This is a genomic window from Rhodococcus sp. BP-241 (assembly GCF_019836145.1).
In the GTDB taxonomy this organism is placed as follows: domain Bacteria; phylum Actinomycetota; class Actinomycetes; order Mycobacteriales; family Mycobacteriaceae; genus Rhodococcoides.
Genome location: NZ_JABUEI010000003.1, coordinates 157,623 through 183,029, shown reverse-complemented (window position 1 = coordinate 183,029; position 25,407 = coordinate 157,623). Strand labels below are relative to the sequence as shown.

Here is a 25,407-nt window from a genome sequence, read left to right as displayed (position 1 = left end):
ATTGAGCGCAGGTCAACAGTTACTGACGAACGTTCAGTAGTATGGAGCGCATGGACAGCGTGAAGCGAACGCGGCTCAGTCCGGAACAGCGGCGGGCCCAGCTCATCGACCTGGGGGTCGAGATGCTCTCGGAGCGCACGCTGGACGCCATCTCGGTCGAGGACATCGCCGACCAGGCGGGCGTGTCGCGTGGGCTGCTCTTCCACTATTTCTCGTCCAAGCACGACTTCCACGTCGCGATCGTCGAGCACACCAGCCGACAGATGCTCGACGCCACCGAGCCGCCCGTCGGGCTCGACCCGTTGACGACGCTCGCCGTAGCACTCGCGTCCTACGTCGACTACGTCACCGAGCACCGCTCCAGCTACGTCTCGCTGCTGCGCGGCACCGCGAGCGGGGATCCCGACATGCGGGCCGTCTTCGAGCGCACCCGCGACGTCATGGTCGAACGGACGGTGTCGCAGCTCCCGCTGCTCGGTGTCGAGCGCACCCCGCGGATCGCGCTGGCCATCCGCGGCTGGGTGGCGTTCTGCGAGGAGGTCACCATCACCTGGCTGAACCAGGAGGACCTCAGCCGGGACGAGCTGATCGAACTGCTGGTGCACGCGCTGCCTGCCGTGGCGCTGCCGACGGCGGACACGACCGAGTTGTCGTGGGCGAGTGCCGACGCGGGATGACACCTCGAGCGACACCCCCTTCGATCGACGGGTCCGCACCAGTAACGTGAGGGCGTACACCGGCGCACGAGCGGCGGTCGGCAGCACGAGAGGACGGCCTTCGATGGGCGCGCAGATCAGTATCCCGACCGAGACGCGACACTCGGGAATCCTGGGTATCGGGGCCTACCGGCCCGAGCGTGTCGTCACCAACGAGGAGATCTGCAAGACCATCGACTCGAGCGACGAGTGGATCCGTACCCGTACGGGCATCGAGTCCCGCCGCTTCGCCGGGGAGAACGAGAACGTGGTCTCCATGTCGATCGAGGCCGGACGCCGCGCCCTCGAGAACTCCGGCGTGGATGCCGCCGAGATCGGCTGCGTCATCATCGCGACGTCCACTCACCTGCTGCTCACACCGCCCGCCGCGTCGATCATCGCGGACGCACTCGGCACCGGTGGCCCCGGCGCCTTCGACCTCGGCGCGGGCTGCGCGGGCTTCTGCTACGGCCTCGCACTCGCCTCGGACATGGTCCGCGCGGGCACGTCGGACAAGGTGTTGGTCATCGGCACCGAGCACCTGAGCGTCACGACGCGACCCGACGATCGCGGCACGCGCATGATCTTCGGCGACGGTGCCGGCGCCATGGTCGTCGGCCGCACCGAGGAGCCCGGCATCGGACCGGTCGTCTGGGGTTCGGACGGCTCGCAGGCCGACGCCATCAAGCAGGACAAGGACTGGCTGCAGTACTTCGCGGACCTGAAGGAGGATCCGAACGCCGATCGTCCGTGGATCGCGATGACCGGTATCGCGGTCTTCCGCTGGGCGGCGTTCGAGATGGCCAAGGTGGCGCGCGAGGCACTCGACAAGGCAGGCGTCAAGGCCTCCGAGCTGGACGTCTTCGTGCCGCACCAGGCGAACTCCCGCATCACCGATCTGCTGGCGAAGAGCCTCGAGCTCGCCGAGGACATCCCGGTGGCACACGACATCGCCGAGGCCGGCAACACCTCGGCCGCTTCGATCCCGCTCGCGGTGGAGGAGGTGCTGCGCACCGGCAAGGCGAAGAAGGGCGACACCGCTCTGCTGCTCGGTTTCGGTGCCGGCCTGTCGTTCGCCGGCCAGGTCGTCACGTTGCCGGAGGCCCCGACCGCCTAGTCGTGTCAGAGGTGGCGCAGGAACCGGTCGGGGGCGTCGAAGAACGCCGACCAGTCCCGGACGACCTGCGCCTCCTCCCACGTCGTGGACGACAGACCGTCCTCGCCGAGTTCGAGCAGGCGTGCTCCCGGCATGGCCGCGAGCACCGGCGAGTGCGTCGCCATCACGATCTGTGAGCCCTCCTCGACCAGTTCCTTCATCACCGAGATCAACGCCAGACACGACTGGAACGACAAGGCCGCCTCGGGCTCGTCCATCAACCAGAGTCCGACTGCGACAGGGCGATCCGCAACATAGCGCAGAAACGACTGTCCGTGGGACAGCGCGTTGTAGACGACGTCGGTGTCGCGGACTCGCCGTGCGTCCGCGGACTCGAACAATCCGTGCATCGTCTCGGCGCGCAGGAAACACCCGCCCTGCGGCCGCGGTCGGGCACCGTGGCACGTCAGGTGCTTGTGCAGGTCGGTGTCCTGCGCCCCGCCGCCGGGTGACCACATCGCGTCGGCCGCACCGAGACCCAAGGCCCAGCACGCGGCCAGCGCCTCCATCAGCGTCGACTTCCCGGTTCCGTTCTCCCCGACGATCACGGTCACAGGACTGTCGAAGTCGAGCCCGGTGCGCACGATCTCGGCGACCACGGGTACCTGCAGATACCACGAAGCCGGGTCGAATCCCCTCCGTGGAGTGAACTCGACCCGGCTCAGTGGCAGCGTCACAGGTGAACGATCACCCGTTGAAGGCCGTGTCGATGATCTCGGCCTGCTCGACCGCGTGGACCTTGCTCGAACCCGACGACGGTGCGGACATCGGACGCCGCGAGACGCGCTTGATGCCGGACAGACGCTCGGGCAGCAGCTCCGGGAACGCGAGACCGAACGTCGGCCACGCACCCTGGTTGGCCGGCTCCTCCTGGACCCACCGGTACTCGGTGGCATTGGGGTAGCCGTCCAGCGCCTCCGCGATGCGGCGACTCGGGATCGGGTAGAGCTGCTCGACCCGCACGATGGCGACGTCGTCCCGCTTGTTCTTCTGCTTGAAGGCGAGCAGCTCGTAGTACAGCTTGCCGCTGACCATGAGCACCCGCTCGACCTTCTTGCGGTCACCGTCGCCCGAGTCGTAGGTGGGCTCGTCGAAGACGGAGTGGAACTTGCCGTCGGTGAAGTCCTCGATGTTGCTGACCGCAGCCTTGTTGCGCAGCATCGACTTCGGGGTGAACACGACCAGGGGCCGCTGGATGCCGTCACGTGCATGACGACGCAGCAGGTGGAAGTAGTTCGCCGGCGTGGACGGTACCGCGACCGTCATCGATCCCTCGGCGCACAGCTGCAGGAACCGCTCGATGCGTCCCGAGGTGTGGTCGGGGCCCTGGCCCTCGTGGCCGTGCGGCAGCAGCAGCACGACGTCGGAGAGCTGTCCCCACTTGGCCTCACCGGACGAGATGAACTCGTCGATGATGGACTGGGCACCGTTGACGAAGTCGCCGAACTGCGCCTCCCACAGCACCAGCGCGTCCGGGTTGCCCACGGAGTAGCCGTACTCGAAGCCGACCGCCGCGTACTCGCTCAGCGCGGAGTCGTAGACCAGGAACTTGCCCGGATCGTCGCTGCCGAGGTTGTGCAGCGGCGTGTACTCCTCACCGGTCTTGCGATCGATGATGACCGAGTGCCGCTGCGTGAACGTGCCGCGACGGGTGTCCTGGCCGGACATGCGCACGAGCTTGCCCTCGTCGATCAGCGTGCCGAGTGCGAGCAGCTCGCCGAACGCCCAGTCGACCTTGCCCTCGTAGGCCATCTCGCGACGCTTGTCGAGGACGGGCTGCACGCGCGGGTGCACGGTGAAACCGTCCGGGACGTTGACGAACGCGTCGCCGATGCGGTGCAGAACCGACTTGTCCACCGCGGTGGTGAGCTTGGCGGGCAGCTGCTGGTCGAGCTCGACGGACTCGCTCGGCTCCGGGGTGTACTTCTCGAGTTCGCGCACCTCGTTGAAGACGCGTTCGAGCTGGCCCTGGTAGTCGCGGAGTGCGTCCTCGGCCTCCTTGAGGCTGATGTCGCCACGACCGATGAGCGACTCGGTGTAGCTCTTGCGGACGCTGCGCTTGGTGTCGATCACGTCGTACATCGCCGGCTGCGTCATCGAGGGATCGTCACCCTCGTTGTGGCCGCGACGGCGGTAGCAGATCATGTCGATGACGACGTCCTTGTGGAACTTCTGACGGAAGTCGACCGCCAGTCGAGCCACCCAGGCGCACGCCTCCGGGTCGTCGCCGTTCACGTGGAAGATCGGTGCGCCGATCATCTTCGCGACGTCGGTGCAGTACTCGCTGGAGCGCGAGTGCTCCGGCGCCGTCGTGAAGCCGACCTGGTTGTTGACGACGATGTGCACGGTGCCGCCGGTGCGGTACCCGCGCAGCAGCGCGAGGTTCAGCGTCTCCGCCACCACGCCCTGGCCTGCGAAGGCCGCGTCGCCGTGCAGCATGAGCGGCAGGACGGAGAAGCCGTCGGACGAGTCGCCCTTGTTCAGCATGTCCTGCTTGGCGCGGACCAGGCCCTCGAGGACCGGGTCGACCGCCTCGAGGTGCGAGGGGTTGGCCGTGAGCGACACCTTGATGTCGTTCTCGCCGAACATCTGGATGTAGTTGCCCTCGGCACCGAGGTGGTACTTCACGTCGCCCGACCCGTGTGCGGCGGCCGGGTTCATGTTGCCCTCGAACTCGGTGAAGATCTTCGAGTACGGCTTGCCGACGATGTTGGCGAGCACGTTCAGGCGTCCACGGTGCGGCATGCCGATGACGACCTCGTCGAGGGCGTGCTCGGCGGACTGGTCGATGACCGAGTCCATCATCGGGATGACGGACTCCGCGCCCTCGAGCGAGAAGCGCTTCTGTCCGACGTACTTCGTCTGCAGGAACGTCTCGAACGCCTCGGCCGCGTTGAGCTTGCTCAGGATGTACTTCTGCTGAGCGACCGTCGGCTTGACGTGCTTGGCCTCGACGCGCTCCTGGAGCCACGCCACCTGGTCGGTCTCGAGGATGTGCGTGTACTCGATGGCGGCGTGCCGGCAGTAGGAGTCGCGCAGCACGCTGAGCACGTCGCGCAGCTTCATCTTGTCCTGGCCGTGGAAGCCGCCGACCTGGAACTCGCGGTCGAGGTCCCACAACGTCAGGTCGTGGCTGATCACGTCGAGGTCCGGGTGCATCCGGAACTTGTCCTTGGTGAACATCAACGGATCCGTGTCGGCCATGAGGTGGCCACGGTTCCGGTAGGCCGCGATGAGCTCGAGGACGCGCGTGTTCTTGTCGACGCCGCCGGTGGGCAGGTCACGACGCCAGCGGATCGGCTCGTACGGGATGGCCAGACCGTGGAAGATCTGGTCGTAGAACTCGTCGCTGATCAGCAGGTTGTGGATCGTGCGAAGGAAGTCGCCCGACTCCGCGCCCTGGATGAGGCGGTGGTCGTACGTCGAGGTGAGCGTCATCAGCTTGCCGACGCCCATCTCGGCGATGCGCTCCTCGCTGGAGCCCTGGAACTCTGCGGGGTACTCCATGGCGCCGGCGCCGATGATGGTGCCCTGGCCGTTCATCAGACGTGGAACCGAGTGCACGGTGCCGATGGTGCCCGGGTTGGTCAGCGAGATCGTGACGCCGCTGAAGTCGGCGGCGGTGAGCTTGCCGTCGCGCGCACGACGGACGATGTCCTCGTAGGCAGTGTGGAACTGGTTGAACGTGAACTCCTCGCACCCCTTGATCGCGGCGACGACGAGTGACCGCGAACCGTCCTTGCCCGGCAGGTCGATGGCGAGGCCGAGGTTGGTGTGCGCGGGGGTGACCGCGTTGGGCTTGCCGTCGATCTCGGCGAAGTGCCGGTTCATGTTGGGGAACGACTTGACCGCCTGCACGATGGCGTAGCCGAGCAGGTGAGTGAACGAGATCTTGCCACCGCGGGTGCGCGCGAGGTGGTTGTTGATCACGAGACGGTTGTCGATCATCAGCTTCGCGGGGATGGCGCGCACGCTGGTGGCCGTCGGGATCTGCAACGAGGCGGCCATGTTCTTTGCGACCGCGGCCGAGGCGCCGCGGAGCACCTTGGTCGTGTCCTCCTTCGGCGCGTCCGACTCCGGCTGTGCGGGCGGCACGGCCGCGGACTTCTTCTCGGCCGGCCCGGCGGCGGCGGTCGACTTCGCGGGGGCAGCTGTGGTCACGGGCTTGGTCTCCGCCTTCGGTGCCGGCTTGTCGGTCTTCGCGGCGGCCGGCTTGTCGGCCTTCGGCGCGGCAGGCTTCTCGGTCTTCGGCGCAGCAGGCTTCTCGGCCTTCGGCGCAGCTGCCTTCGCGGAAGCGGGTGCGGCTGTGGTGGTCTCGGTGTCGGTGGCGGGATCGCCGCTACCGTTCTGCTCGGGCGTGTAGTCGGCGAGGAACTCGTGCCAGCTCTCGTCGACCGACGACGGATCGGTCTTGAAACGCTGGTACATTTCGTCGACCAACCACTGATTCTGTCCGAACTGTGTTGTAGAGCTGCTGCTCACGGCAGGTGTTCGCCTCGTTTCCTTCTTCGTTCTCGCTCAGCGCACGGCACGATCAAGGTTAGACCTTTCGGTCCGCGGCCGTGTGTCCGGATCACCCTTGTGATCGGCTTCACCGGTGTGTGGCGTGGTCGTGCCGTCGCCGGGTGCGTGACCCGCGCCACTCGCAGCCGTGGTACGGCCCTCGGTGGTTTCCCAGAGTTCGGCGTAGAAACCGTCCGAGCGCACCAGGTTCTCGTGGGTTCCGCTCTCCACGATGCGCCCGTCGTCGACCACCACGACGAGATCGGCCCGCGCGGCGGTCGCGAGGCGGTGCGCCACGATCACCGATGTCCGACGGGTGGTCACGGTGCGGCCGGCGTCCAGGACGGCTCGTTCCGTCGCCGGGTCCAGGGTCGCCGTCGCCTCGTCGAGCAACAGGATGTCGGGATCGACCAGCTCGGCGCGCGCCAGCGCCAGTAACTGCCGGGTTCCCGCCGCGAGGCCGCGGCCACGTTCTCCGACGGGCGTCGCCATGCCGAGGGGGAGTGCGGCGATGGCGGGCAGTGCCCCCACGGCGCGGGCCGCGCTCTCGATGTCGGCGCGCGTCGCGTCCGGACGCCCGAAAGCGATGTTGGAGGCGATGGTGCCGCTGAAGAGATGCGCCTCCTGCGGAACGACTCCCAGACGTCGGCGGTAGTCGCCGAGCGGGTACGACCGCACGGGCACGTCGTCCACGACGACGTCCCCGGTGGTCGGGTCGTAGAACCGCGCCATCAACTTCACGATGGTCGACTTGCCGGCGCCGGTGCGACCCACCAGTGCCACCGTCGATCCCGCCGGAACGTGCAGGTCGACCGACGTCAGCGCATCCCGCGGAGCCCCGGTGTAGCGGAAGGTGACGTCCTTCAGCACGATGTCGCCGCGCAGTCGCGGTGGGACCGAGACCGGTGTCGACGACCCGGCCTGCTCGATCGAGCTGCGGGTGCGCAACAGGTCACCGATGCGAGTGAGACCCACGGACGCCTGCTGATAGCCGTCGAACACCTGGGACAACTGTTGGATGGGGCCGAAGAGCAGACCCAGGTACAGCACGAAGGCGACGAGGGCGCCGGCCGAGGTGCGCCCGTCGGCCACGCGGTACGCACCGACGAGGACCACGGCGGCGAGGGCGAGGTCCGACAGGAACGCGATGAACGGGAAGAACACCGAGATGGCCCGTTGCGACCGCATCCGGCTGCGGCGGTACGACTCGGAGCGGGCGAGGAACGAGCGTGCCGCAGCCGTCTGATGCCGGTACGCCTGCGTGACCCGTAGTCCGGTGACGTTCTCCTGGAACTCCGCGTTGACGGCCGAGATGCGCTCGCGTGACGTCGAGTACGCGCGAGCGGAGATGCGACGGAACACCAGCGTCGCCACCACCAGGATCGGGACGACCGACAGGGCCACCGCGGCGAGGGCCCCGTCGGTGAGGATCAATGCGGCCGACACGCCGACGATCGTCAGGAGGCTGACGACGGCCGTCGACAGACCCGTCTGCATGAACGTCGACAACGCGTCCACGTCGGTCGTCATGCGGGTCATGATCCGGCCGGACAGTTCTCGCTCGTAGTAGTCGAGGCCGAGACGCTGCAGGTGTGCGTAGCTGCGGACGCGGAGCCCGAAGAGCACGCGCTCACCGGCCCGCGCGGTCACCACCGTCATGGTGCGGACCATGAGCCAGTCGACGATCACCAGCGCCAGCGCGATGCCCGACACCGCCGCGAGGATTCCGGTGGACCTCTCGGCGACACCGTGGTCGACGGCGAACCGCACGATCGACGGGAAGGCGATGGTGACGGCCGAGTCGAACGCCAGGCAGACCATGACCACCGCGAGCAGTCCGGCGACGGGGGCGAGGGTGCGCCGCAGGGTGAACGTCGACTCGTCCCGCCGAGCGGCAGCGGTGTCGACGCGCGGGTCCTCGTCGGCCGGGGCGAGTCGGGCCAGGATCTCGGTCATGGCCTCGGTGGGCACGGCGCCGCCGAGTGACGACGCCATGTGACCGCCCGGACCGGGAGGGCCGCCGGCAGCCGCGCCGTCCGCGCTCGCGCGGGAGGCGGGTGAGGACGCGAACTCGGTGGAGTCGCCGTCGTCCGGCCACAGCGAGTCGGCGGGCACGTCGTCCTGCGCCGGCTCGGACTTCTCGCCTGCGCCGGACATCAGCGCGCGGAACAAGGGGCAACGCTCGTCGAGTTCGGCCTCGGTGCCGATGTCGACGATGCGCCCCCGGTCCAGGACGGCGACGCGATCGGCCAGCGCGAGCGTCGACCTACGGTGCGCGAGCACCACCGTCGTCCGGCGTGGACCGGAACGCAGCCGGTCGAAGATCGCTGCCTCCGTGCGGGCATCGACGGCCGAGGTGGCGTCGTCGAGGACCAGAACGCGCGGGGAGGACAGCAGGACCCGCGCGAGCGCGATGCGTTGGCGTTGGCCACCGGACAGCGAGAGCCCGCGCTCACCCACCGTGGTGTCGTAACCGTCGGACAGGTCGCGGACGAAGTCGTCGGCCATGGCGCGCGTGGCCGCGTCGCGGACACTCGCCTCCGACGCGTCGGGGGCACCGAGGGCGATGTTGCGCGCGACGCTGGAGGAGAACAGGAACGGATCGTCGAACGCGACCGACACCGCCGCGCGGAGGTCGTCGGCGGACAGGTCGGCGATGTCGACGTCGCCGTTCTCGGACGTGAGCACGATGCTGCCCGACGACGGTCGGTAGAACCGCGGCAGCAGCATGGACAGGGTCGACTTGCCGCTGCCGGAGGGGCCCACCACCGCCACCGTCTCGCCCGGCGCGACCGTGAGGTCCAGCCCGTCGAGCACGGGGGCGTCGGGGTCGAAACCGAATCGGACGTCGCGCAGACGCAGCCCCAGTGGTCCGTCCGGGATCGGTACCGGATTCTCGGGTTCCTCGTGCGCCGGCCGGGTGTCGATGACGCCGTACACCCGTTCGACCGCGGCACGGGACAGCTGGGCCATGACCACGACGGACGTGAGTGTCCGGGTCACGGCGGCCATCGTGGCGACGTAGCTCGCGAAGGCCAGGAACGTGCCGACGGTGATGGAACCGGACAGAGCCAACCATCCGCCCAGGGCCACCACACCCACCAGACCGAGCTGCGGCAGCGCCGCCATGCCGGGGGCGAATCGGGAGTTCACGACGGCGGCGCGCAGGCGCTCGGCGTACAGCCGCCGGCCGATGCGCTCCAGCGTGTCCACGGCACGCGATTCCTGGCCGAAGCCCTTGACAACGCGCACACCGGTGACCGTCTCCTCCACGTGCCCGGCGAGTTCCGCGGCCTGCTGCTGGGCCGACCAGGTGGCCGCGTACAGCGTGGGGCGCATGCGGACCACCAGCACGCTGATGGCCGGTACGACGGCGAGCGCCACCAGGGTGAGCAGCGGCGACAGATAGGCCATCACGCCGAGAGCCAGCACGAACTGCAGCAGGGCGCCCGCCGACAACGGGACCATCGCGAGCAGACCCTGCACCAGCTGCAGGTCGGTGATCGAGCGCGACACCACCTGACCGACCTGCACCTCGTCCTGCCGCTCGCCGTCGAGGCGGTGCAGCGACGCGAGCAGGCGTTGGCGCAGTCCGTGTTGCACGTCGATGGACAGGGCGCCGGCGAGGAGGCGCCGCCCGAACTGGCACGCGAAGCGGACGACGGCCAGTCCGGCGATGGCCGCGGCGATGGTGGCGATGTGGTCGGTGCGGCTGGCCGACGCGCCGTCGACGGCGGCGCGGGTGAGGAGGGGGAACATGATGTCGATGGCAGCGGCCACGAAGGTCACCGCGAGTGCGCCCACCGCGACGCGGCGATGAGCGAAGCAGTCCGACGCCAGCCTGCGGATCCACCCTCGCGAATCGGGAGTGCTCACGTCACGTCTCGGCGAGTGGTGCGCAGCCACCCGGCTCCGGCGATGCCGATGGTCCACAGCAGCAGTCCGATGACGGCAGCGGAGAACGGAAGCAGCATGTCGCCGTCCGTCCCCTTGTCCGCTGCCATGATCGCGACGGTGGTGGCTCCGGGGAGCAGGGCGGCGACCGCGTCCGCGCCGATGCCGCTGAGCACCGCGATCACGACGAGCTCTCCGATCGGTAGCCACGCGACCACGACGATCGCCGCGATGGCAGGGGAGCCGGTGAGCAGCCCGAGCCCGCAGCCGAGGACACACCACAGCGCGGAGACGACGATACCGAGAAGACAGACCGCGATCACCAGTCCGTCGTCCACCACTGTGTTGCCCCCGAACAGTGCGAGCGACGCCACGCTGACGAGGACGGACACCACGGCGTACGCGGCACCGACGGCGGCCGAGACGAGAATCCTGGCGGCCACCACCTGACCGCGACGCGGCGCGGCGAGGAAGGTCGTGGACGCGGCGCCGTGGCGCAGGTCGGTCGCGGCGTGCACCGCGCCGAACACGGCGGCGAACAGCACCGACACGCCCACGGTGACGTACAGCCCGATGAGAGCGGCGACGCGGTTCGCGTCGTCGACGCCGGTGAGCGCGTCCGACGACGCGATGGCGGCGTACACGGCGCTGGCGAATCCGCCGATCAGCACGGGCGGTAGACCCAGTGCCCACCACGACCGCAACGATCCGACCCGGCGGATCTCCGCTCGGAGCAGACCGCCTGCCGTGGGGCTCATCGCCGAGCTCCGGTGAGGGCGGGATGCGGACCGACCGGGGTCGTGAGGGACAGGTAGATCTGCTCGAGGTTCACGGCGGACACCACGGTTCCGTGGACGGTCACCCCGGACGCGTGCGCCGTCGACCGGATCACGGCCTCGCCGACACCGGTGACCACGAGTCGGCCGTCGGGACCCAGCACGGCGTCGGTGTGGCCGGACGCGGCGAGGCCCAGTGCCAGGGCGGCGGGGTTCGAACTGTGCACCAGGATTCGGGCGGGACGGGTACCGCGGAGCTCACCGATACTGCCGTGGAAGACGACCGAGCCGCGGTCGAGGATCACGACGTGGTCGACGACCGCCTCGAGCTCGCGAACGACGTGGCCGGACACCAGAACGGAGCCGCCCGCACGAGCGAATCCGCGCAGGAAGTCGCGGAGCCACACGATGCCGCCGGGGTCGAGACCGTCGGTCGGCTCGTCCAGCACGAGGATGCGAGGTGTGCCGAGCAGTGCCGCCGCGAGCGCGAGGCGCTGCCGCATCCCGAGAGAGAACTCGCCGACGCGGCGACCGGCGACGTCGTGCAGACCGACGAGTGCGAGCACTTCCTCCACACGGGAGGCGGCGACACCGAGGACGGGCGCGAGGGTGCGCAGGTGTGCGCGCGCCGTGCGGCGGGGGTGCGCGCCGCCGCCGCCGAGCACGGCACCGACGGTGCGGCCCGGCTCGACGAGTGCCGCGTACGGCAGGCCCTCCACCAGCGCCGCACCCTCGTCGGGCTGTACGAGCCCGAGGAGCATTCGCAGCGTGGTCGACGTGCCGGAACCGACGGGTCCGAACAACCCGGTCACCGATCCGCGCGGTACGACGAACCCGATCCGCGCGGCGGCGACCGCTGTTCCGTACGTCTTGGTGAGGTCGCGCGCCTCGAGCGCGTGTCCGGGGCTGGTCTCGGTGGTGACGTGCACGCGTCAGGCGTCCGGCTCGACGACGCCCGGTGCGTCCTGCCACCGCGCCGGCGGCGGGCCGAAGGCGTCGCGTGCATTGGTGACGACGCCTTTGCCCAAGGCGCGGTTGCCGGCTCCGCCGATGACGGCTCCGATGCCCGCGGGCAGCAGCGTGCCGAGCATGACCGCCCCTCGCTTCGCGGCGTACTTGGCGACGAACTTGCGGACGAGCCGCTTGTTCAGACTGCCGAGGTTTGCGCCGGGGATCCCGGCGGTGAGCACGCGGCCCACGTTGCCGCGGCCCAGTGTCCTGCCGACGATCTCCCGGCCGGACTCACCGAGAGCGACCGCCAGCACCAGCGCACGCCGCTGTTCGTGGTCGTGCACGGCGATGCCGTGGACAGCGGCCACCGACAGGGTGAGCAGTGCGGAGGCCTCGACGAAGAAGGCTGTCTCGGTGCCGACGGCAGCGACCGACGCGACGGTGCCGATGCCGGGCACCGCGGCGGTGGCCCCGGCAGCCCCGCCGCTTCCCGTCACGGCGTTCAGGAACGTCTTCTCCAGGCGACCGATGATCTGCGCCGGCGGCTCGGTGGGATGCGCGCGGCGAATTCGCCAGACGTACTTCTCGACGGCGGGGCCCTGCAGTCGGCTCCCGTTGTCGAGGATCGACACCAACGCCTTCTCGACGCGTCCTGGATCCTCGGCCATCGATCGGTCCTCCTCGTCCGCAGCGTGTGCACGAATGCCGTGCGGCCTCGCTCGTACCGTTCTACCGTGTGCCCATGACAGCCGTGTCGGACGGCGCGACCGCGGTGCCGTCGCGGCCACTCCGCGGCCTCGTGCGTCGCTACGAGGGGTACCGCCTCTCCGGCTTCGCGCCGGGCTCGCACGTCGGCATGCCGTCCGTCGACCTGACGATCATTCTGCCGATCGGGCTACCGCTCACGATCTCCCGCACCGCGATGGCGGATCAGCGGCCGGGGGAGTTCGGTGCCCTCGCGTCGGGTCTGGGGACCGAACCCGTCGTGATCGAGCACGACGGCGAGCAGCACGGTGTCCAGATCACGGTGACGCCGGCGGGGTGCAGCGCGCTGCTCCACGTCCCGCCCGCCGAGTTGCGCCAGTACATCGTGCCGTTGGAGGACCTGCTCGGGCGCGATGCCGCTCGGCTTCTCGACGGCGTGCACGCAGCGACCGGATGGCGTGAGGCATTCGCGCTGCTGGACCGCACGCTGTGCGCGCGACTGGGCCGGGCCCCGCAACCGGATGCCCGGCTGGAGCGGGCGTGGGCGCGGACCACCGGTCCCACCGCGATGTCGGTGGAGCAGGTCGCCGCGGAGGTCGGATGGAGCCGTCGACGCCTCGAGACCGCGTTCGCCTCCGAGTACGCCGTCACGCCGCGGGACGCGGTCCGGCTGGGGCGGTTCGCCCGAGCGCACGCGATGCTGCGGGTGGCCTAACCGCCCCGGCTCGCCGAGGTGGCGTCGGTCTGCGGCTACTTCGACCAGGCACACATGGCACGGGACTGGCGCGCGCTGGCGGGATCGGCGCCCTCGGTGTGGCGTGCGAACGAGGTGTTCGCATCCGTACAAGACGAGCGCACCTCCGCGGCGACAGGATCGACGGCATGACCGAGACACAGCACACCGAGACCACCCCGACCGTCGTCTGGCCCGCACTCCGCTACGACGACGCGCGTGCCGCGATCGCCTTTATCGTCGACGTCCTCGGCTTCACCGAGGCCGCCGTGTACGGCGAGGGGGAGCGCGTCGACCACGCCGAGCTCGTCCGCCCCGGCGGCGGAGCCGTCATGCTCGGCTCGGCGCGACCGGACAGCACCATCGCGGGCCTGCCGCCCGGAGTCGGCGCCGTCTACGTTGCCGTGGGACAGGACGAACTGACGCGACTGCACGATCGCGCGCGCGAGGCCGGCGCCCGTATCGTGGAACCCCTGCGCGACGAGGACTACGGCGGCCAGGGTTTCACCTGCCTCGATCCCGAGGGAGTGCACTGGTCCTTCGGCACCTATCGGGGCCATTCGGGCTGAGGGTGCTCCGCGCCTGTGGACGGCTGGTTTGGCCTGCTCGCTCCGACCCGGTAACATGGAACGTCGGTGCGTTCACGCGTGCCTGCACGAAGTGTGGTTACGAGACGTCAATCAGGTGTGCAAACCAGGATCGCGGAGGATATGGCAAAGAAGGACGGCGCAATCGAGGTCGAGGGCCGAGTAGTCGAACCCCTGCCCAATGCGATGTTTCGCATCGAGCTGGAGAACGGTCACAAGGTGCTCGCTCACATCAGCGGCAAGATGCGGCAGCACTACATCCGCATCCTCCCCGAGGATCGCGTCGTGGTCGAGCTGTCTCCCTACGACCTGACACGCGGGCGGATCGTCTACCGCTACAAGTAGTCAAGAGTCCCCGGTTCCTCGCGAGCCGGGGATCAACCATGTCCGAGGTTCGACGCGTTCGCGCGTGATCCTCGGACGCGACCAGGAGATCGAACAGACGTGAAGGTCAAGCCGAGCGTCAAGCCGATCTGCGAGAAGTGCAAAGTGATCCGCCGTAACGGCCGGGTCATGGTGATCTGCGACAACCTGCGCCACAAGCAGCGTCAGGGCTGATCAACCCCCCTCTCGAAGATCTACTTGGCTCCACATGCCAGAAGAAGACCTCCCAGCACCAGCTGCCCACACGCGGGTAGTACACCCCCGGCCGCGGAGGCCGGGGCCCCGAGCACCACATGTATGGGGACGGACTGGGAGCAGACCTCCGCACGAATGAAGGAAAACGCCACATGGCACGTCTAGCCGGTGTGGATCTTCCGCGCGAGAAGCGCATGGAGATCGCACTCACCTACATCTACGGCATCGGCCGTACCCGTTCGCAGGAGATTCTCTCCGCCACGGGCGTCAGCCCCGATCTCCGGAGCAAGGACCTCACCGACGAGGACCTGACCAAGCTCCGCGAGTACATCGAGGAGTCGCTCAAGGTCGAGGGCGACCTGCGCCGCGAGGTACAGGCCGACATCCGTCGCAAGATCGAGATCGGCTGCTACCAGGGCCTTCGCCACCGTCGTGGTCTGCCCGTCCGTGGACAGCGCACGAAGACCAATGCGCGCACCCGTAAGGGACCGAAGCGCACCATTGCCGGCAAGAAGAAGGCGAAGTAATGCCCCCGAAGTCACGCACCTCCGGTCCGAAGAAGACCCAGAAGACGCGCCGCAGGGACAAGAAGAACGTCCCGCACGGCAGCGCTCACATCAAGAGCACGTTCAACAACACGATCGTGTCGATCACCGACCCGTCGGGCAACGTCATCTCGTGGGCGTCCTCGGGCCACGTGGGCTTCAAGGGCTCGCGCAAGTCGACTCCGTTCGCCGCTCAGCTCGCTGCCGAGAGTGCCGCGCGCAAGGCGCAGGAGCACGGCGTCAAGAAGGTCGACGTCTTCGTGAAGGGTCCCGGCTCCGGCCGCGAGACCGCGATCCGTTCGCTCCAGGCGGCAGGCCTCGAGGTCGGCACCATCTCCGATGTCACCCCCCAGCCGCACAACGGCTGCCGTCCGCCCAAGCGCCGTCGCGTCTAGCGGGAAGGAAGTAACAGAACATGGCTCGTTATACCGGACCCATCACCCGCAAGTCGCGTCGACTGCGCGTCGACCTCGTCGGAGGCGACCAGGCCTTCGAGCGTCGCCCGTACCCGCCCGGCCAGCACGGCCGCGCGCGTATCAAGGAGAGCGAGTACCTGCTCCAGCTGCAGGAGAAGCAGAAGGCACGCTTCACCTACGGCGTCATGGAGAAGCAGTTCTCGCTGTACTACAAGGAAGCGAACCGCCTCAAGGGCAAGACGGGTGAGAACCTGCTCCGCATCCTCGAGACGCGTCTCGACAACGTCGTCTACCGTGCGGGCCTCGCTCGCACGCGTCGTCAGGCACGCCAGCTGGTCACGCACGGCCACTTCTTGGTCAACAACAAGAAGGTCGACATCCCCAGCTACCGCGTCTCGCAGTACGACATCATCGACGTTCGAGAGAAGTCGCTGAGCACGCTGCCTTTCCAGATCGCCCGCGAGACCTACGGCGATCGTCCCGTTGCCGGTTGGCTGCAGGTCGTTCCGAACCGTCTCCGCATCCTGGTCCACCAGGAGCCGGAGCGTTCGCAGATCGACATCCCGCTGACCGAGCAGCTCATCGTCGAGTACTACTCGAAGTAGGCCATCGGCCCGTGCGCCTCACGTGACCTCCCCCTGCGGGAACACGCGAGGCGCACGGGGCGTTGACCGCCCCACCACGAGCGTCAAATAGCGGACGCTCTTCCCAGGAGGACATCAATGCTCATTTCTCAGCGACCCACGCTGACCGAAGAGGTCATCGCTGACAACCGCTCGAAGTTCGTCATCGAGCCCCTCGAGCCTGGCTTCGGGTACACCCTCGGCAACTCGCTTCGCCGCACGCTTCTCTCGTCGATCCCCGGCGCTGCTGTCACCAGCATCCGTATCGACGGCGTTCTGCACGAATTCACCACAGTCCCCGGCGTGAAGGAGGATGTCACCGACATCATCCTGAACCTCAAGGGTCTCGTCGTGTCCTCGGAAGAGGACGAGCCGGTCACCATGTACGTCCGCAAGCAGGGCCCCGGCACTGTCACTGCAGGCGACATCGTTCCTCCGGCCGGCGTCACCGTGAACAACCCGGATCTGCACATCGCGACCCTGAACGACAAGGGCAAGCTCGAGATCGAGCTCGTCGTCGAGCGTGGCCGCGGATACGTTCCGGCTGTTCAGAACAAGGCGTCGGGCGCCGAGATCGGCCGTATCCCGGTCGACTCGATCTACTCGCCCGTGCTGAAGGTGACCTACAAGGTGGAGGCCACCCGCGTCGAGCAGCGCACCGACTTCGATCGGCTCGTTCTCGACGTGGAGACCAAGAACTCCATCACCGCGCGGGACGCGCTCGCCTCGGCGGGCAAGACCCTGGTCGAGCTGTTCGGGCTTGCCCGTGAGCTCAACGTCGAAGCAGAAGGCATCGAGATCGGACCCTCGCCCGCCGAGGCCGATCACATCGCATCCTTCGGTCTGCCGATCGAGGATCTGGACCTCACCGTCCGGTCCTACAACTGCCTCAAGCGCGAGGGTGTTCACACCGTCGGCGAGCTGGTCGGCCGTACCGAGTCGGATCTGCTGGACATCCGTAACTTCGGACAGAAGTCCATCGACGAGGTCAAGGTCAAGCTGCACTCGCTCGGCCTCTCGCTCAAGGACAGCCCCGCGACGTTCGATCCGAGCACTGTCGCCGGATACGACGCCGCCACCGGTACCTGGAGCGACACCGACACCGCCGTGAGCGATGCCGACGGCGCCGAGCAGGACTACGCCGAGACCGAACAGCTCTGACGCACTCGCGTCCCGAGCTCTTGATCAGGAGAGATTGACATGCCCAAGCCCACCAAGGGTCGCCGTCTCGGCGGATCGGCGTCGCACCAGAAGGCGATTCTCGCCAACCTGGCCACGGCGTTGTTCGAGCACGGACGGATCACCACCACGGAGTCGAAGGCCAAGCGCCTCCGCCCCTACGCCGAGAAGATCATCACGCACGCGAAGGCCGGCTCGCTGGCTCACCGTCGTGAGGTCATGAAGGACATCCGCAACAAGGACGTCGTTCACACTCTGTTCGCAGAGATCGGCCCGCACTTCGCCGAGCGCGCAGGCGGCTACACCCGCATCATCAAGACCGTCCCCCGCAAGGGTGACAACGCTCCTCAGGCCATCATCGAGCTCGTTCGCGAGCAGACGGTGTCCAACGAGGCGGACCGTGCTCGTCGTGTCCAGGCATCGCAGGCCGCGCCTGCCGCCACGAACGACGAGACCGCCGCTGACGAGGCTGCATCCGATCAGAACGTCGTCGAGGCCGTCGAGGCCGAGGCAACCGACGCTCAGGTCGAGAATGCAGACGCCGTCATCGAGGGTGTCGAGGCAGAGGACGCTCACGCGGCCAACGCCGATGAGGCAGACAAGAAGTAAGAGTGTCCTCGGACTCTCTGGGCGAGCCCGTCACCCCTTCCGGGGGTGGCGGGCTCGCCCGTTTGCGTCTCGACGTCGGCTACGACGGAACGAACTTCGCCGGCTGGGCCAGACAACGCGACCAACGGACCGTGTGCGGTGTGCTCGAGCAGCGACTGTCTGCCATCTTCGGTACCCCACTCGAGCTCACCGTGGCCGGGCGGACGGATGCCGGCGTGCACGCCGAGGGCCAGGTCGCCCACGTCGACGTGCCGCGAACCGCGTTGGCCCGCATCGATCCTCGCGATCCCGACCGCGCACCCGACCCGTCGTTGCTGGTGCGGCGACTCGCGCGTTTCCTGCCGACGGACGTCCGCGTCCTGCGTGTGACGTTCGTGTCCGACGATTTCGACGCCCGGTTCTCCGCACTGCGGCGGCACTACGAGTATCGATTGTCCACCGCGCCCTACGGAACTCCGCCCCTCCGAGCGGGTTTCGTGGTGCCGTGGACCCGCACACTCGACGTGGCGGCGATGCAGGAGGCATCGTCGACCCTCGTCGGCCTCCACGATTTCGTCGCCTTCTGCAAGCGCCGTGACGGTGCCACCACCGTGCGGGAGCTGCAGCGCTTCGACTGGGTACGGGACGGAGACGATCTCACCGCGCACGTGAGCGCGGACGCGTTCTGCTGGTCGATGGTGCGTTCCCTGGTCGGGGCGATGCTGGCTGTGGGCGAAGGACGCCGTGACCTCACGTGGGTACGCGGCCTGCTGGGGGCGGGTGCGAGGTCGAGTTCGATCACCGTGGCCCCGGCGCACGGCCTGTCGCTGGTGCGTGTCGACTACCCGGTCGAAGCGGAGCTGGCCGATCGCAGTCGCACGACCCGGGCCACGCGATCGTTGCCCGGTGCCTGCTGCGGCTAGCCTCTTCAGGCATGGCTCCTGTTCTCGGCGTGATCATCGGCTCGGTCCGGACGGGGCGTGTCGGCCCCACAGTGGCTCAGTGGTTCGTGCGCCGCGCCTCGGCGGACGGGCGATTCGAGGTCCGGGTACTCGACCTCGCGGATGTCGTTCTGCCGATGGATCTCTCGGGTGGCCCCGGTGTCGACGAGCTGACCCGCTGGCTGGACGGCTGCGATGCCTTCGTGCTCGTCACTCCCGAGTACAACCACGGTTGCCCGGCATCGCTGAAATTGGCACTGGACTCGGTGAAGCTCGAATGGCGTGGCAAGCCGGTGGGTTTCGTCTCCTACGGCGGCACGGCCGGGGGAGTGCGAGCCGTGGAGCAGCTGCGTCTGGTGGTCGCGGAGCTGCACATGGCATCCGTGCGCGACGCCGTGCTGTTCCCCCGAGTGAAGAAGGCGTTCGACGCGCACGGCGAGACGTCCGACGGTGCCGCGATCGATGGCGCACAGCGGATGATCGATCAGTTGCTGTGGTGGTCAGAGCGCGCCGGGCAGCCCTACCCGCGCGGCTGAGCCCGGTCGTGGGAGACCCCGCGGTCGACCGATGGCCTCGGTCTCGGCCGCGGTGGTGACGAGGCGCAGGGTGATGCTCCGCGACGCCATCGTCAGGGACACCTCGTCGGTGACGTCCGGGGACTGGTCGATGACGATGTCGGTCCCGCCGGTCGACGAGGCAGGGTTCACCCGCAGCACCGTTCCCGGTACCGGAGTCGGTCTGTCTCCGGCATGATCGGCGACCACCAGATCCACCGCGGTGCCGGACTCGACATCCGACACGGGAGTCACCACCGAGAGGGTGCCCGAATCCGCGACCGCGACGGCGAGATGGCGCCACGCATGGGGTCGGTCGGTCATCACCAGGACCACCGCACCGACGGCCACGGCGCGGAAGACGATCTGGTGGACCACGTACAGCTCGCCGTGGACGTCGACGGTGTCGACGTCCTTCCCGAACACACGTGCGGTGACCGTGGTTCCGTCGGAGTCGACACCGACGACCTGACCGCATCCCGCGACCGGCAGCACGAGGGTGTTCCACTGCGCTCCCTCGACGGGGTGCGTGGGCGTCGCCGGCCGGGCGGTCGACGCGAGGACGTCCTCCAGGCCCTGTCGATGCAGGCCGTCGAGCGTGCTGGATCCCGCGACCCGGATCGATCGGCGCTGCGGCGATTCGGCCGACAGATAGCCGTAGGTGGCCGTCGCCGTCGCTTCGGTGGTGGTCGAGAGAGCCGCCCGGACGGCGAGACTCGTGACGTCCGCGTCGTGATCGCCGATCGAGTCGATCGCCGCCGCGGTCCAGGCGGACGGTGCGAGCCGCCGTGAGCACCAGGTCGATCCGCCGAGCCGGGCGAAGCGCCACTGCGGACGGACGTGACGCAGGGGAACCCCACTCGTCACCAGAAGATCCGCCGCACGGATCTGATCGGCGGTGAGAAGGCTGCCCACGAGACCGTGGGTGCGCAGGACGTGCTGCAGTCGGGCCATGGTCGTGGCGAGCATCTGCACCGACCCCGCAGCAGTTCCGCCCCGACGCCCCGCGGCCGTCTCACCCTCGTGGACGTCGGTCGAGAGGGAGAGGAAGGTTCGCCGCCGCGCCACCGACGCGAGCGGTCCGGCCATGGACAGGTAGCAGTCCGCGGCGCGGCGACCCCGTGCCGGACGCGTGCCGACGGAGGTGACGCCCAGGTCGGTGGGCGTGTCCGTGCCCTGCGACAGTCGGTCGACGAGGTCGCGGAGCGGCACCACGGCGTCGGGTGTCGCACCGCGTGAGCCGACCGTCGACCATCCGGCCGCAGCCGGTTCGACGTGGAGTTCCGCGACGATCGTCAGGTCGGATCCGTTCCACACCACACCGATCGGACCGCCGGGACGATCGAACGACAGCACCGTGCGCGCGGGTACCGGTCGATGCGCGAGAAGCCGTGGCCACGCCGAGAGGTGACCCACAACAGGACGCCCGTCCCGGGGGAGGCAGAGTCCGATCACGACGACCACTGCGGCCGTGACCGCCCATCGTGCAGGCACTCCCGACGTCGTGAGCGCGACGGCCACGCCGAGCGCCACTGCCTGCGACACCACGACGTCGCGTGCGGCCGTCATCCCCGGGCGAGTCTCGGACACTATGGCTCCTTCTCTGCGGTCGATGTACTGTGCCCTCACGCGGGACCCCTCCATCGGGTCCGGCGTGTCCGGCGGGGGGCCGGGCCGCGTCGCCGCGGCACCGAGGGCAGGGGATATCGATGGCAGGAACACCGACCACGCGATGGCAGATCGGTGCGCATCGGTTCTCTGTGAGACGGCTCGATCACGCACTGGTCCTGGGCGACACGTCGATGCGGCACGAACCGCTGCGATCGACGGCGCGGGCCTCCGCGGTCGGCGTCGTCGTGGCGGTCCTGATCCTCGCCGGTTGCGCCGCACTCGCCTTCGTCCGACCGGCCGCACGTATCGGTGATGCCGTGATCGTGCTGGACGACGAGAGTGGCGCTCTGTACGTCGTCGAGGACGACACGCTCCACCCCGCGTCCGATCTGGCGTCCGCCCGGTTGTTCGCCGGTCGGCCGGACGAGCCCACCGCGGTCGGTCCGGACGAGATCGCTCGACGCGCCCGAGGCGCCGCGATCGGTATCGGCGGTGCGCCGCAGGCGCTTCCGGTCACGACCGGTGCGATGGTCTGGTCCGTGTGCGAGGAGTCGGACAACGGCACGACCGATGTGACCGTCGAACCGGTGGGGACGCAGTCCGTCGCACCGCGTCGCGCACTCGACCCCGACGACGCGCTGGTGTGGCGTCGGGACGGCGTCGACTACCTGGTGCACGGACAGGTGCGCGCGCGGGTGGACCTGCAGAACACCGCCGTGACCCGAGCCCTCGGCCTGGAGGACGCGGTACCCACTCCGGTGTCGGCGGGGCTCTTCGACGCGGTGCCCGAAGCGCCGGAGATCGTGACCCCCACGGTGATCGGGTCGGGCGCTGCTGCCCCGTACCCGATCGGGGGTCGGCCCGTCGGATCCGTGGTGACGGTCGATCTCGGGGATCGCAGCGAGCACTACGTCGTTCTGCAGGACGGCGTGCAGGCGATCGGAGCGGCCACCGCGCAGTTGCTGCGCTTCTCCGATTCGGCCGGCCGGGTGGGTGTCGACGCCGTCCCGCCCGATGTGATCGCCCGGGCTCCGAGAACCGCTGCACCTCTGGCGGTCGACACGTTTCCGGAGCGACCACCGATCATCGTGACGGGCGGCGACGCCACCTGCGTGGAGTGGGTCGGGCCGGACGAGTCGACGGGGCGCGGGGCGCAGACGAGGATGACGATCGGTGCGACTGCCGACTCGCGCGCCGTGGCGCTGGCCGGGGCGGACGGTGCAGGGGATGGGCTGGACACCTTCTTCGTGGCACCGGGGCCCGGGCTGTACGTCGCCACCACCGGGCAGGCCGCCGACGACCCGCGCCGCGATTCCGCCTTCTACGTCGCCGACACGGGAGCCCGCTTCGGCGTCCCGTTCACGCAGGACGCGGAGGCACTCGGACTCGGCGATCCGGCACCGGCGCCGTGGCCCGTCGTGGGACTGCTGCCGCCCGGTCCGGCGCTGACCGTCGATGCGGCCCGTGTGGGTCACGACGGGTCCTGACGCCGGACCACCGCGCGTACCGCCAGTGCGCCGGACACGAGCAGCAGGATCCCGACGGAGGACGCCAGGGCGAGTAGTGCGTCGCGACGGTCGGTGACCGGCGGTGTCGTGCGCGGGGGCAGTCGCACGGACGCGTCCTCACCCCGTGCGACCGCGCTGCCCGTCACCGCCGCCACCGGATCCAGACTGCCGTGGCCGACAGCCGAGTCCCAGTCACCTGCCGGTGAGTGCGCCGTCGTCACGATGCGGTCGATGACATCTGCCGCGGACAGCTCCGGATGACGCGCCCGCACCAGGGCGGCCGTCGCGGAGACGAACGGTGTGGCGAAACTCGTTCCCGTGAAGGCTGTTCGGCGCCCCTCGTCGTCGAGGGTGCCGTCGGCCAGACCGGTACCCGTGGCACCGAGGGACGTGACCTCGGTACCCGGAGCCGCGACGTCGACCCACGGCCCGTTCAAGCTGAACGACGACGGCCGCCCGTCCGGGTCCAGCGACCCCACGGTGAGGACGTACTCGTCGAACCACGCCGGCGACGCGAGAGTCACCGGCAACGCCGTGTCTCGTCCGTCGATGCCGCGGATGAGGTCGTTCTGCGTCCGGCACCGACGGCCGTCCAGATTCCCCGCAGCTGTGACGATCACGGCATCCCTGTCCACCGCGGCGTACCGCACGGCGGCTCCCAGTGCGCCGTCGCCCATCGACGATCCAGCGCTCGCACAGGCGACCTCCGAGATGTTGACGACGTCCGCGCCCGCGTCGACAGCGGTGCGGATCGCCGCGGCCATCGACTCGACGTCGCCGTACCCCGCCGAGGTGGAACCGTTCTCGTCGGCCTCCCGCTCCGAGGACGTCGCGGCGAAGGCTGCACTGGACTGACGAATCGAGAGGATCGTGGCGTCCGGCGCTCCGCCGGCGAAGCCGGATCCCGGGACCGGCCGAGCAGCGATGAGTCCGGCGACGACGGTGCCGTGTGCATCGCAGTCCTCGAGCCCGTCGCCCGTCGAGACGTAGTCGCCGCCGGCGCGCAGAGTCGGGAGGAGCGGATGTGGTGCGACCCCGGTGTCGATGACGGCGATGATCTGACCTGCGCCTCGGGTGAGGCCCCACACGTCCGAGAACCGGAGCGTCCTCTGAGCCGCGGGTACCACCGCCGTCACGGGCGCCTCGGAGACGGCCGCGCACCGGGTGCGCTGCTCGGTCGGTTCGGACGGGGCCGCGGCAGCCGGCTCGGGGAGCAGTCCGGGATCGATCAACGGTGTGTCCGCGGCTGCCGTACCCGTCGTGGGCAGGGCCAGAACGACCATTGCTGCGACGAGACATGCGGTCACCCCTGCTCGTCGCTGAGCCGTCACAGGCCGCGCGCTGCCGAGTAGGCCCCGACGACGAGACAGACGAGAGGAACGATCGAGACCACGACGGCCAGTTCGGCCAGTTCGGCCGCCCGGCGCGCGACGGGGGAGAATCGCCGACCCGGCGCGACGACACCGATCAGGATCGCGAGGACGCCGACCGCCACCGCAGCCCCGGCCCACCACGGCCACAGGTCGGCACGTGTGGACGCACCGACTGCGAGGACGACGAGGACGACCGCGACACCCGCGGTGACAGCGACGGCGCAGCGCAGACGATCGACACCCACGCGGCCCCGGCAGCACAGGACGGAGGCGATCGCGGCAGCGGCAGCGAGTCTGCCCGGATCGACGGTCGCGGCGATGTCGTGCGTGGCCACGACGATCGCCCCCATCGAGGCGAGCAGGGACAACCCCGTCGTGTAGCCGGTCAGGTACTGCTGAGCTGTGCGAGCACGTTCCGCGACGACGTCGACGTCGGCGAGAGCGGACTCGTGTGCGGCGACGAGGGCGGCTTCCGACGGCCGCGTCGGCGGTCCCTCGTGTCCCGGGTGGTCGAGACGAGCGCCGGCATCGGCGAGTGGTACCGGGGGAAGGCGTATTCCGGCTCGTGCGGCCGACAGTCGCGGGGCGCGGGTGAGCGCCAGGGTGCACACGCCGGCGGTGACCGCCGCGATCGTCACGGTGGGCACGTCACTCAGCGCCTCGACAGCAGCGGCGACGGCGCCCACGAGGCTCACGGTCGACACCGCGGTGAACGTGGCGCGTCCCTCGCGGCCGGCGACCATCGAGGTGACGACGGACGCCGCCGCGCTCAGCGCGAATCCGAGCACTGCGTCGGCCGCGGCATCCTGGCCGGGAACGAGCATCGTGCCCGCGGCGAACGCGAGGAGACACCCGGTCGACCTGAGACCGAAGCTCAGGGCCGCGGGGACGCGCGCCGCGGTGCACACACACGCGGCCACGACGGTGAGCAGCGCGAGGACGGCGAGACTCGCTGCCGCAGGGACTCCGCTCGTTCTCGTCGCGGTCCATCCCGCGGTCGCCAGTGCCGCCGTCGACACGACGGTGGCTGCGACGACCGAGTCGGACCGGGTCCACGAGTGGCCGTTGCAGAGAACGGCCACCGCCTCCGTCAGATCGTCGAAGACCGGCGGGGAGGACTCTCGTCCGCGGTGGAGAACCAGCACGTCGCCGTCCCGAACACCGTTGTCCAGCAACGAGAGACGCGCGTCGAGCGGCACTCCCACCATCGTCGAGAGCGACCGTGGGCCCGGCGAACGATCCGAGTCCGCGCGCTCGTCGATCAGCGCCGTCAGAGCGGGCACCGTCGCGGCGACGGCGACTCCGCCGGGAACCGAGACGTCCACCTCGACGTCCCCCGTGATCACGGTGATGCGCAGCACGGCCGGCTCGATCCGGCGTACCGCGGATGCGCGCGTCGTGGACAGCGGCGCAGCGGTCGGCGCGATGGTCATCGAAAGTCCCCCCGAACTCTCTTCCCGCGGTCGCACCGCGGGTCGTGCGAGCACTAT

The 25,407-nt window shown here is 69.2% G+C and carries 23 protein-coding genes; 14 read left to right on the top strand and 9 right to left on the bottom strand.

Going from position 1 to position 25,407, the window contains the following annotated elements; all coding sequences use genetic code 11:
* Positions 1–50 precede the first annotated feature (50 nt).
* Positions 51–677 (top strand): TetR/AcrR family transcriptional regulator, encoded by a 627-nt coding sequence (locus HQ308_RS07225; protein WP_027503833.1) that lies wholly within the window; start codon positions 51–53, stop codon positions 675–677.
* Between the two features lie 103 nt (positions 678–780).
* Complete coding sequence (locus tag HQ308_RS07220) at positions 781–1,812, top strand: beta-ketoacyl-ACP synthase III (RefSeq protein ID WP_027503832.1); 1,032 nt, start codon at positions 781–783, stop codon at positions 1,810–1,812.
* A gap of 5 nt (positions 1,813–1,817) precedes the next feature.
* Here the strand turns inward: HQ308_RS07220 and HQ308_RS07215 are convergent, their stop codons facing one another.
* Genes HQ308_RS07215 through HQ308_RS07190 form a run of 6 tightly spaced genes read right to left on the bottom strand, consistent with a single transcriptional unit; the run spans position 1,818 to position 12,643 of the window.
* Positions 1,818–2,528: an AAA family ATPase gene (locus HQ308_RS07215; RefSeq protein WP_308115707.1), complete on the bottom strand. Its 711-nt coding sequence runs from the start codon at positions 2,526–2,528 to the stop codon at positions 1,818–1,820.
* Positions 2,529–2,538: 10 nt separating this feature from the next.
* On the bottom strand, positions 2,539–6,333 hold the full coding sequence (locus tag HQ308_RS07210) for a multifunctional oxoglutarate decarboxylase/oxoglutarate dehydrogenase thiamine pyrophosphate-binding subunit/dihydrolipoyllysine-residue succinyltransferase subunit (protein ID WP_222646040.1): 3,795 nt from the start codon (positions 6,331–6,333) through the stop codon (positions 2,539–2,541).
* 36 nt (positions 6,334–6,369) lie between these two features.
* Complete coding sequence (locus HQ308_RS07205) at positions 6,370–10,230, bottom strand: ABC transporter ATP-binding protein (protein WP_308115706.1); 3,861 nt, start codon at positions 10,228–10,230, stop codon at positions 6,370–6,372.
* Positions 10,227–11,006 (bottom strand): hypothetical protein, encoded by a 780-nt coding sequence (locus HQ308_RS07200; RefSeq protein ID WP_222646038.1) that lies wholly within the window; start codon positions 11,004–11,006, stop codon positions 10,227–10,229. The genes HQ308_RS07205 and HQ308_RS07200 overlap by 4 nt, the downstream gene beginning before the upstream one ends.
* Positions 11,003–11,953, bottom strand: a complete 951-nt coding sequence (locus HQ308_RS07195; RefSeq protein WP_222646037.1) for an ATP-binding cassette domain-containing protein — start codon at positions 11,951–11,953, stop codon at positions 11,003–11,005. Before HQ308_RS07195 ends, HQ308_RS07200 begins: the two co-directional genes overlap by 4 nt.
* 3 nt (positions 11,954–11,956) lie before the next feature.
* Positions 11,957–12,643 carry a hypothetical protein gene (locus tag HQ308_RS07190; protein WP_222638143.1) on the bottom strand — a complete coding sequence of 229 codons (687 nt, stop codon included), beginning with the start codon at positions 12,641–12,643 and terminating at the stop codon, positions 11,957–11,959.
* Positions 12,644–12,717: 74 nt separating this feature from the next.
* Between HQ308_RS07190 and HQ308_RS07185 the strand changes: the two genes are divergently transcribed.
* From HQ308_RS07185 to HQ308_RS07135, 11 genes are all read left to right on the top strand, one after another.
* Positions 12,718–13,395, top strand: a complete 678-nt coding sequence (locus HQ308_RS07185) for an AraC family transcriptional regulator (protein WP_261775843.1) — start codon at positions 12,718–12,720, stop codon at positions 13,393–13,395.
* 167 nt (positions 13,396–13,562) lie between these two features.
* A complete protein-coding gene (locus tag HQ308_RS07180) occupies positions 13,563–13,982 on the top strand; it encodes a glyoxalase/bleomycin resistance/extradiol dioxygenase family protein (protein WP_056442557.1) in 420 nt (139 codons plus the stop codon).
* 141 nt (positions 13,983–14,123) lie between these two features.
* Positions 14,124–14,345, top strand: coding sequence for a translation initiation factor IF-1 (gene infA, locus HQ308_RS07175; RefSeq protein ID WP_005140011.1), 222 nt, complete (start codon positions 14,124–14,126; stop codon positions 14,343–14,345).
* 99 nt (positions 14,346–14,444) lie between these two features.
* Positions 14,445–14,558 carry a 50S ribosomal protein L36 gene (gene rpmJ, locus HQ308_RS07170; RefSeq protein WP_009679193.1) on the top strand — a complete coding sequence of 38 codons (114 nt, stop codon included), beginning with the start codon at positions 14,445–14,447 and terminating at the stop codon, positions 14,556–14,558.
* 173 nt (positions 14,559–14,731) lie between these two features.
* Complete coding sequence (gene rpsM / locus HQ308_RS07165; protein ID WP_027503825.1) at positions 14,732–15,106, top strand: 30S ribosomal protein S13; 375 nt, start codon at positions 14,732–14,734, stop codon at positions 15,104–15,106.
* Complete coding sequence (gene rpsK, locus HQ308_RS07160) at positions 15,106–15,519, top strand: 30S ribosomal protein S11 (RefSeq protein ID WP_027503824.1); 414 nt, start codon at positions 15,106–15,108, stop codon at positions 15,517–15,519. Before rpsM ends, rpsK begins: the two co-directional genes overlap by 1 nt.
* A gap of 20 nt (positions 15,520–15,539) precedes the next feature.
* Positions 15,540–16,145 (top strand): 30S ribosomal protein S4, encoded by a 606-nt coding sequence (gene rpsD, locus HQ308_RS07155; RefSeq protein ID WP_027503823.1) that lies wholly within the window; start codon positions 15,540–15,542, stop codon positions 16,143–16,145.
* Between the two features lie 117 nt (positions 16,146–16,262).
* The gene (locus tag HQ308_RS07150; protein ID WP_027503822.1) at positions 16,263–17,324 is read left to right on the top strand and encodes a DNA-directed RNA polymerase subunit alpha; all 1,062 of its coding nucleotides are present in this window, start codon (positions 16,263–16,265) and stop codon (positions 17,322–17,324) included.
* A 39-nt stretch (positions 17,325–17,363) separates the two neighbouring features.
* A complete protein-coding gene (gene rplQ / locus HQ308_RS07145) occupies positions 17,364–17,951 on the top strand; it encodes a 50S ribosomal protein L17 (RefSeq protein ID WP_027503821.1) in 588 nt (195 codons plus the stop codon).
* A gap of 62 nt (positions 17,952–18,013) precedes the next feature.
* The gene (gene truA / locus HQ308_RS07140; protein WP_222646198.1) at positions 18,014–18,853 is read left to right on the top strand and encodes a tRNA pseudouridine(38-40) synthase TruA; all 840 of its coding nucleotides are present in this window, start codon (positions 18,014–18,016) and stop codon (positions 18,851–18,853) included.
* Positions 18,854–18,864: 11 nt separating this feature from the next.
* Complete coding sequence (locus HQ308_RS07135) at positions 18,865–19,407, top strand: NADPH-dependent FMN reductase (protein ID WP_222646036.1); 543 nt, start codon at positions 18,865–18,867, stop codon at positions 19,405–19,407.
* On the opposite strand, the gene HQ308_RS07130 is transcribed toward HQ308_RS07135, so the two are convergent.
* Entirely contained in the window at positions 19,372–21,015 is a 1,644-nt protein-coding gene (locus HQ308_RS07130; protein ID WP_222646035.1) for a type VII secretion protein EccE, read from the bottom strand. The two genes, HQ308_RS07135 and HQ308_RS07130, sit on opposite strands and share 36 nt — an antisense overlap.
* A 119-nt stretch (positions 21,016–21,134) precedes the next feature.
* On the opposite strand from HQ308_RS07130, the gene eccB reads away from it, so the two are divergent.
* The gene (eccB, locus tag HQ308_RS07125; RefSeq protein WP_222646034.1) at positions 21,135–22,523 is read left to right on the top strand and encodes a type VII secretion protein EccB; all 1,389 of its coding nucleotides are present in this window, start codon (positions 21,135–21,137) and stop codon (positions 22,521–22,523) included.
* Here the strand turns inward: eccB and mycP are convergent.
* Both mycP and eccD read right to left on the bottom strand, forming a co-directional pair.
* On the bottom strand, positions 22,508–23,827 hold the full coding sequence (mycP, locus tag HQ308_RS07120; protein ID WP_222646033.1) for a type VII secretion-associated serine protease mycosin: 1,320 nt from the start codon (positions 23,825–23,827) through the stop codon (positions 22,508–22,510). The two genes, eccB and mycP, sit on opposite strands and share 16 nt — an antisense overlap.
* A 44-nt stretch (positions 23,828–23,871) precedes the next feature.
* Entirely contained in the window at positions 23,872–25,350 is a 1,479-nt protein-coding gene (gene eccD / locus HQ308_RS07115; RefSeq protein ID WP_222646032.1) for a type VII secretion integral membrane protein EccD, read from the bottom strand.
* Positions 25,351–25,407: the final 57 nt, after the last annotated feature.

Bases quoted from the DNA above. Each gene is read 5' to 3' on its own strand.
- HQ308_RS07225 (WP_027503833.1), top strand. From the start codon at position 51: ATGGACAGCGTGAAGCGAACGCGGCTCAGTCCGGAACAGCGGCGGGCC.
- HQ308_RS07220 (WP_027503832.1), top strand. From the start codon at position 781: ATGGGCGCGCAGATCAGTATCCCGACCGAGACGCGACACTCGGGAATC.
- HQ308_RS07200 (WP_222646038.1), bottom strand. From the start codon at position 11,006: ATGAGCCCCACGGCAGGCGGTCTGCTCCGAGCGGAGATCCGCCGGGTC.
- HQ308_RS07190 (WP_222638143.1), bottom strand. From the start codon at position 12,643: ATGGCCGAGGATCCAGGACGCGTCGAGAAGGCGTTGGTGTCGATCCTC.
- HQ308_RS07185 (WP_261775843.1), top strand. From the start codon at position 12,718: ATGACAGCCGTGTCGGACGGCGCGACCGCGGTGCCGTCGCGGCCACTC.
- HQ308_RS07180 (WP_056442557.1), top strand. From the start codon at position 13,563: ATGACCGAGACACAGCACACCGAGACCACCCCGACCGTCGTCTGGCCC.
- infA (WP_005140011.1), top strand. From the start codon at position 14,124: ATGGCAAAGAAGGACGGCGCAATCGAGGTCGAGGGCCGAGTAGTCGAA.
- rpsM (WP_027503825.1), top strand. From the start codon at position 14,732: ATGGCACGTCTAGCCGGTGTGGATCTTCCGCGCGAGAAGCGCATGGAG.
- rpsK (WP_027503824.1), top strand. From the start codon at position 15,106: ATGCCCCCGAAGTCACGCACCTCCGGTCCGAAGAAGACCCAGAAGACG.
- rpsD (WP_027503823.1), top strand. From the start codon at position 15,540: ATGGCTCGTTATACCGGACCCATCACCCGCAAGTCGCGTCGACTGCGC.
- HQ308_RS07150 (WP_027503822.1), top strand. From the start codon at position 16,263: ATGCTCATTTCTCAGCGACCCACGCTGACCGAAGAGGTCATCGCTGAC.
- rplQ (WP_027503821.1), top strand. From the start codon at position 17,364: ATGCCCAAGCCCACCAAGGGTCGCCGTCTCGGCGGATCGGCGTCGCAC.
- HQ308_RS07135 (WP_222646036.1), top strand. From the start codon at position 18,865: ATGGCTCCTGTTCTCGGCGTGATCATCGGCTCGGTCCGGACGGGGCGT.
- eccB (WP_222646034.1), top strand. From the start codon at position 21,135: ATGGCAGGAACACCGACCACGCGATGGCAGATCGGTGCGCATCGGTTC.
- mycP (WP_222646033.1), bottom strand. From the start codon at position 23,827: ATGGTCGTTCTGGCCCTGCCCACGACGGGTACGGCAGCCGCGGACACA.
- eccD (WP_222646032.1), bottom strand. From the start codon at position 25,350: ATGACCATCGCGCCGACCGCTGCGCCGCTGTCCACGACGCGCGCATCC.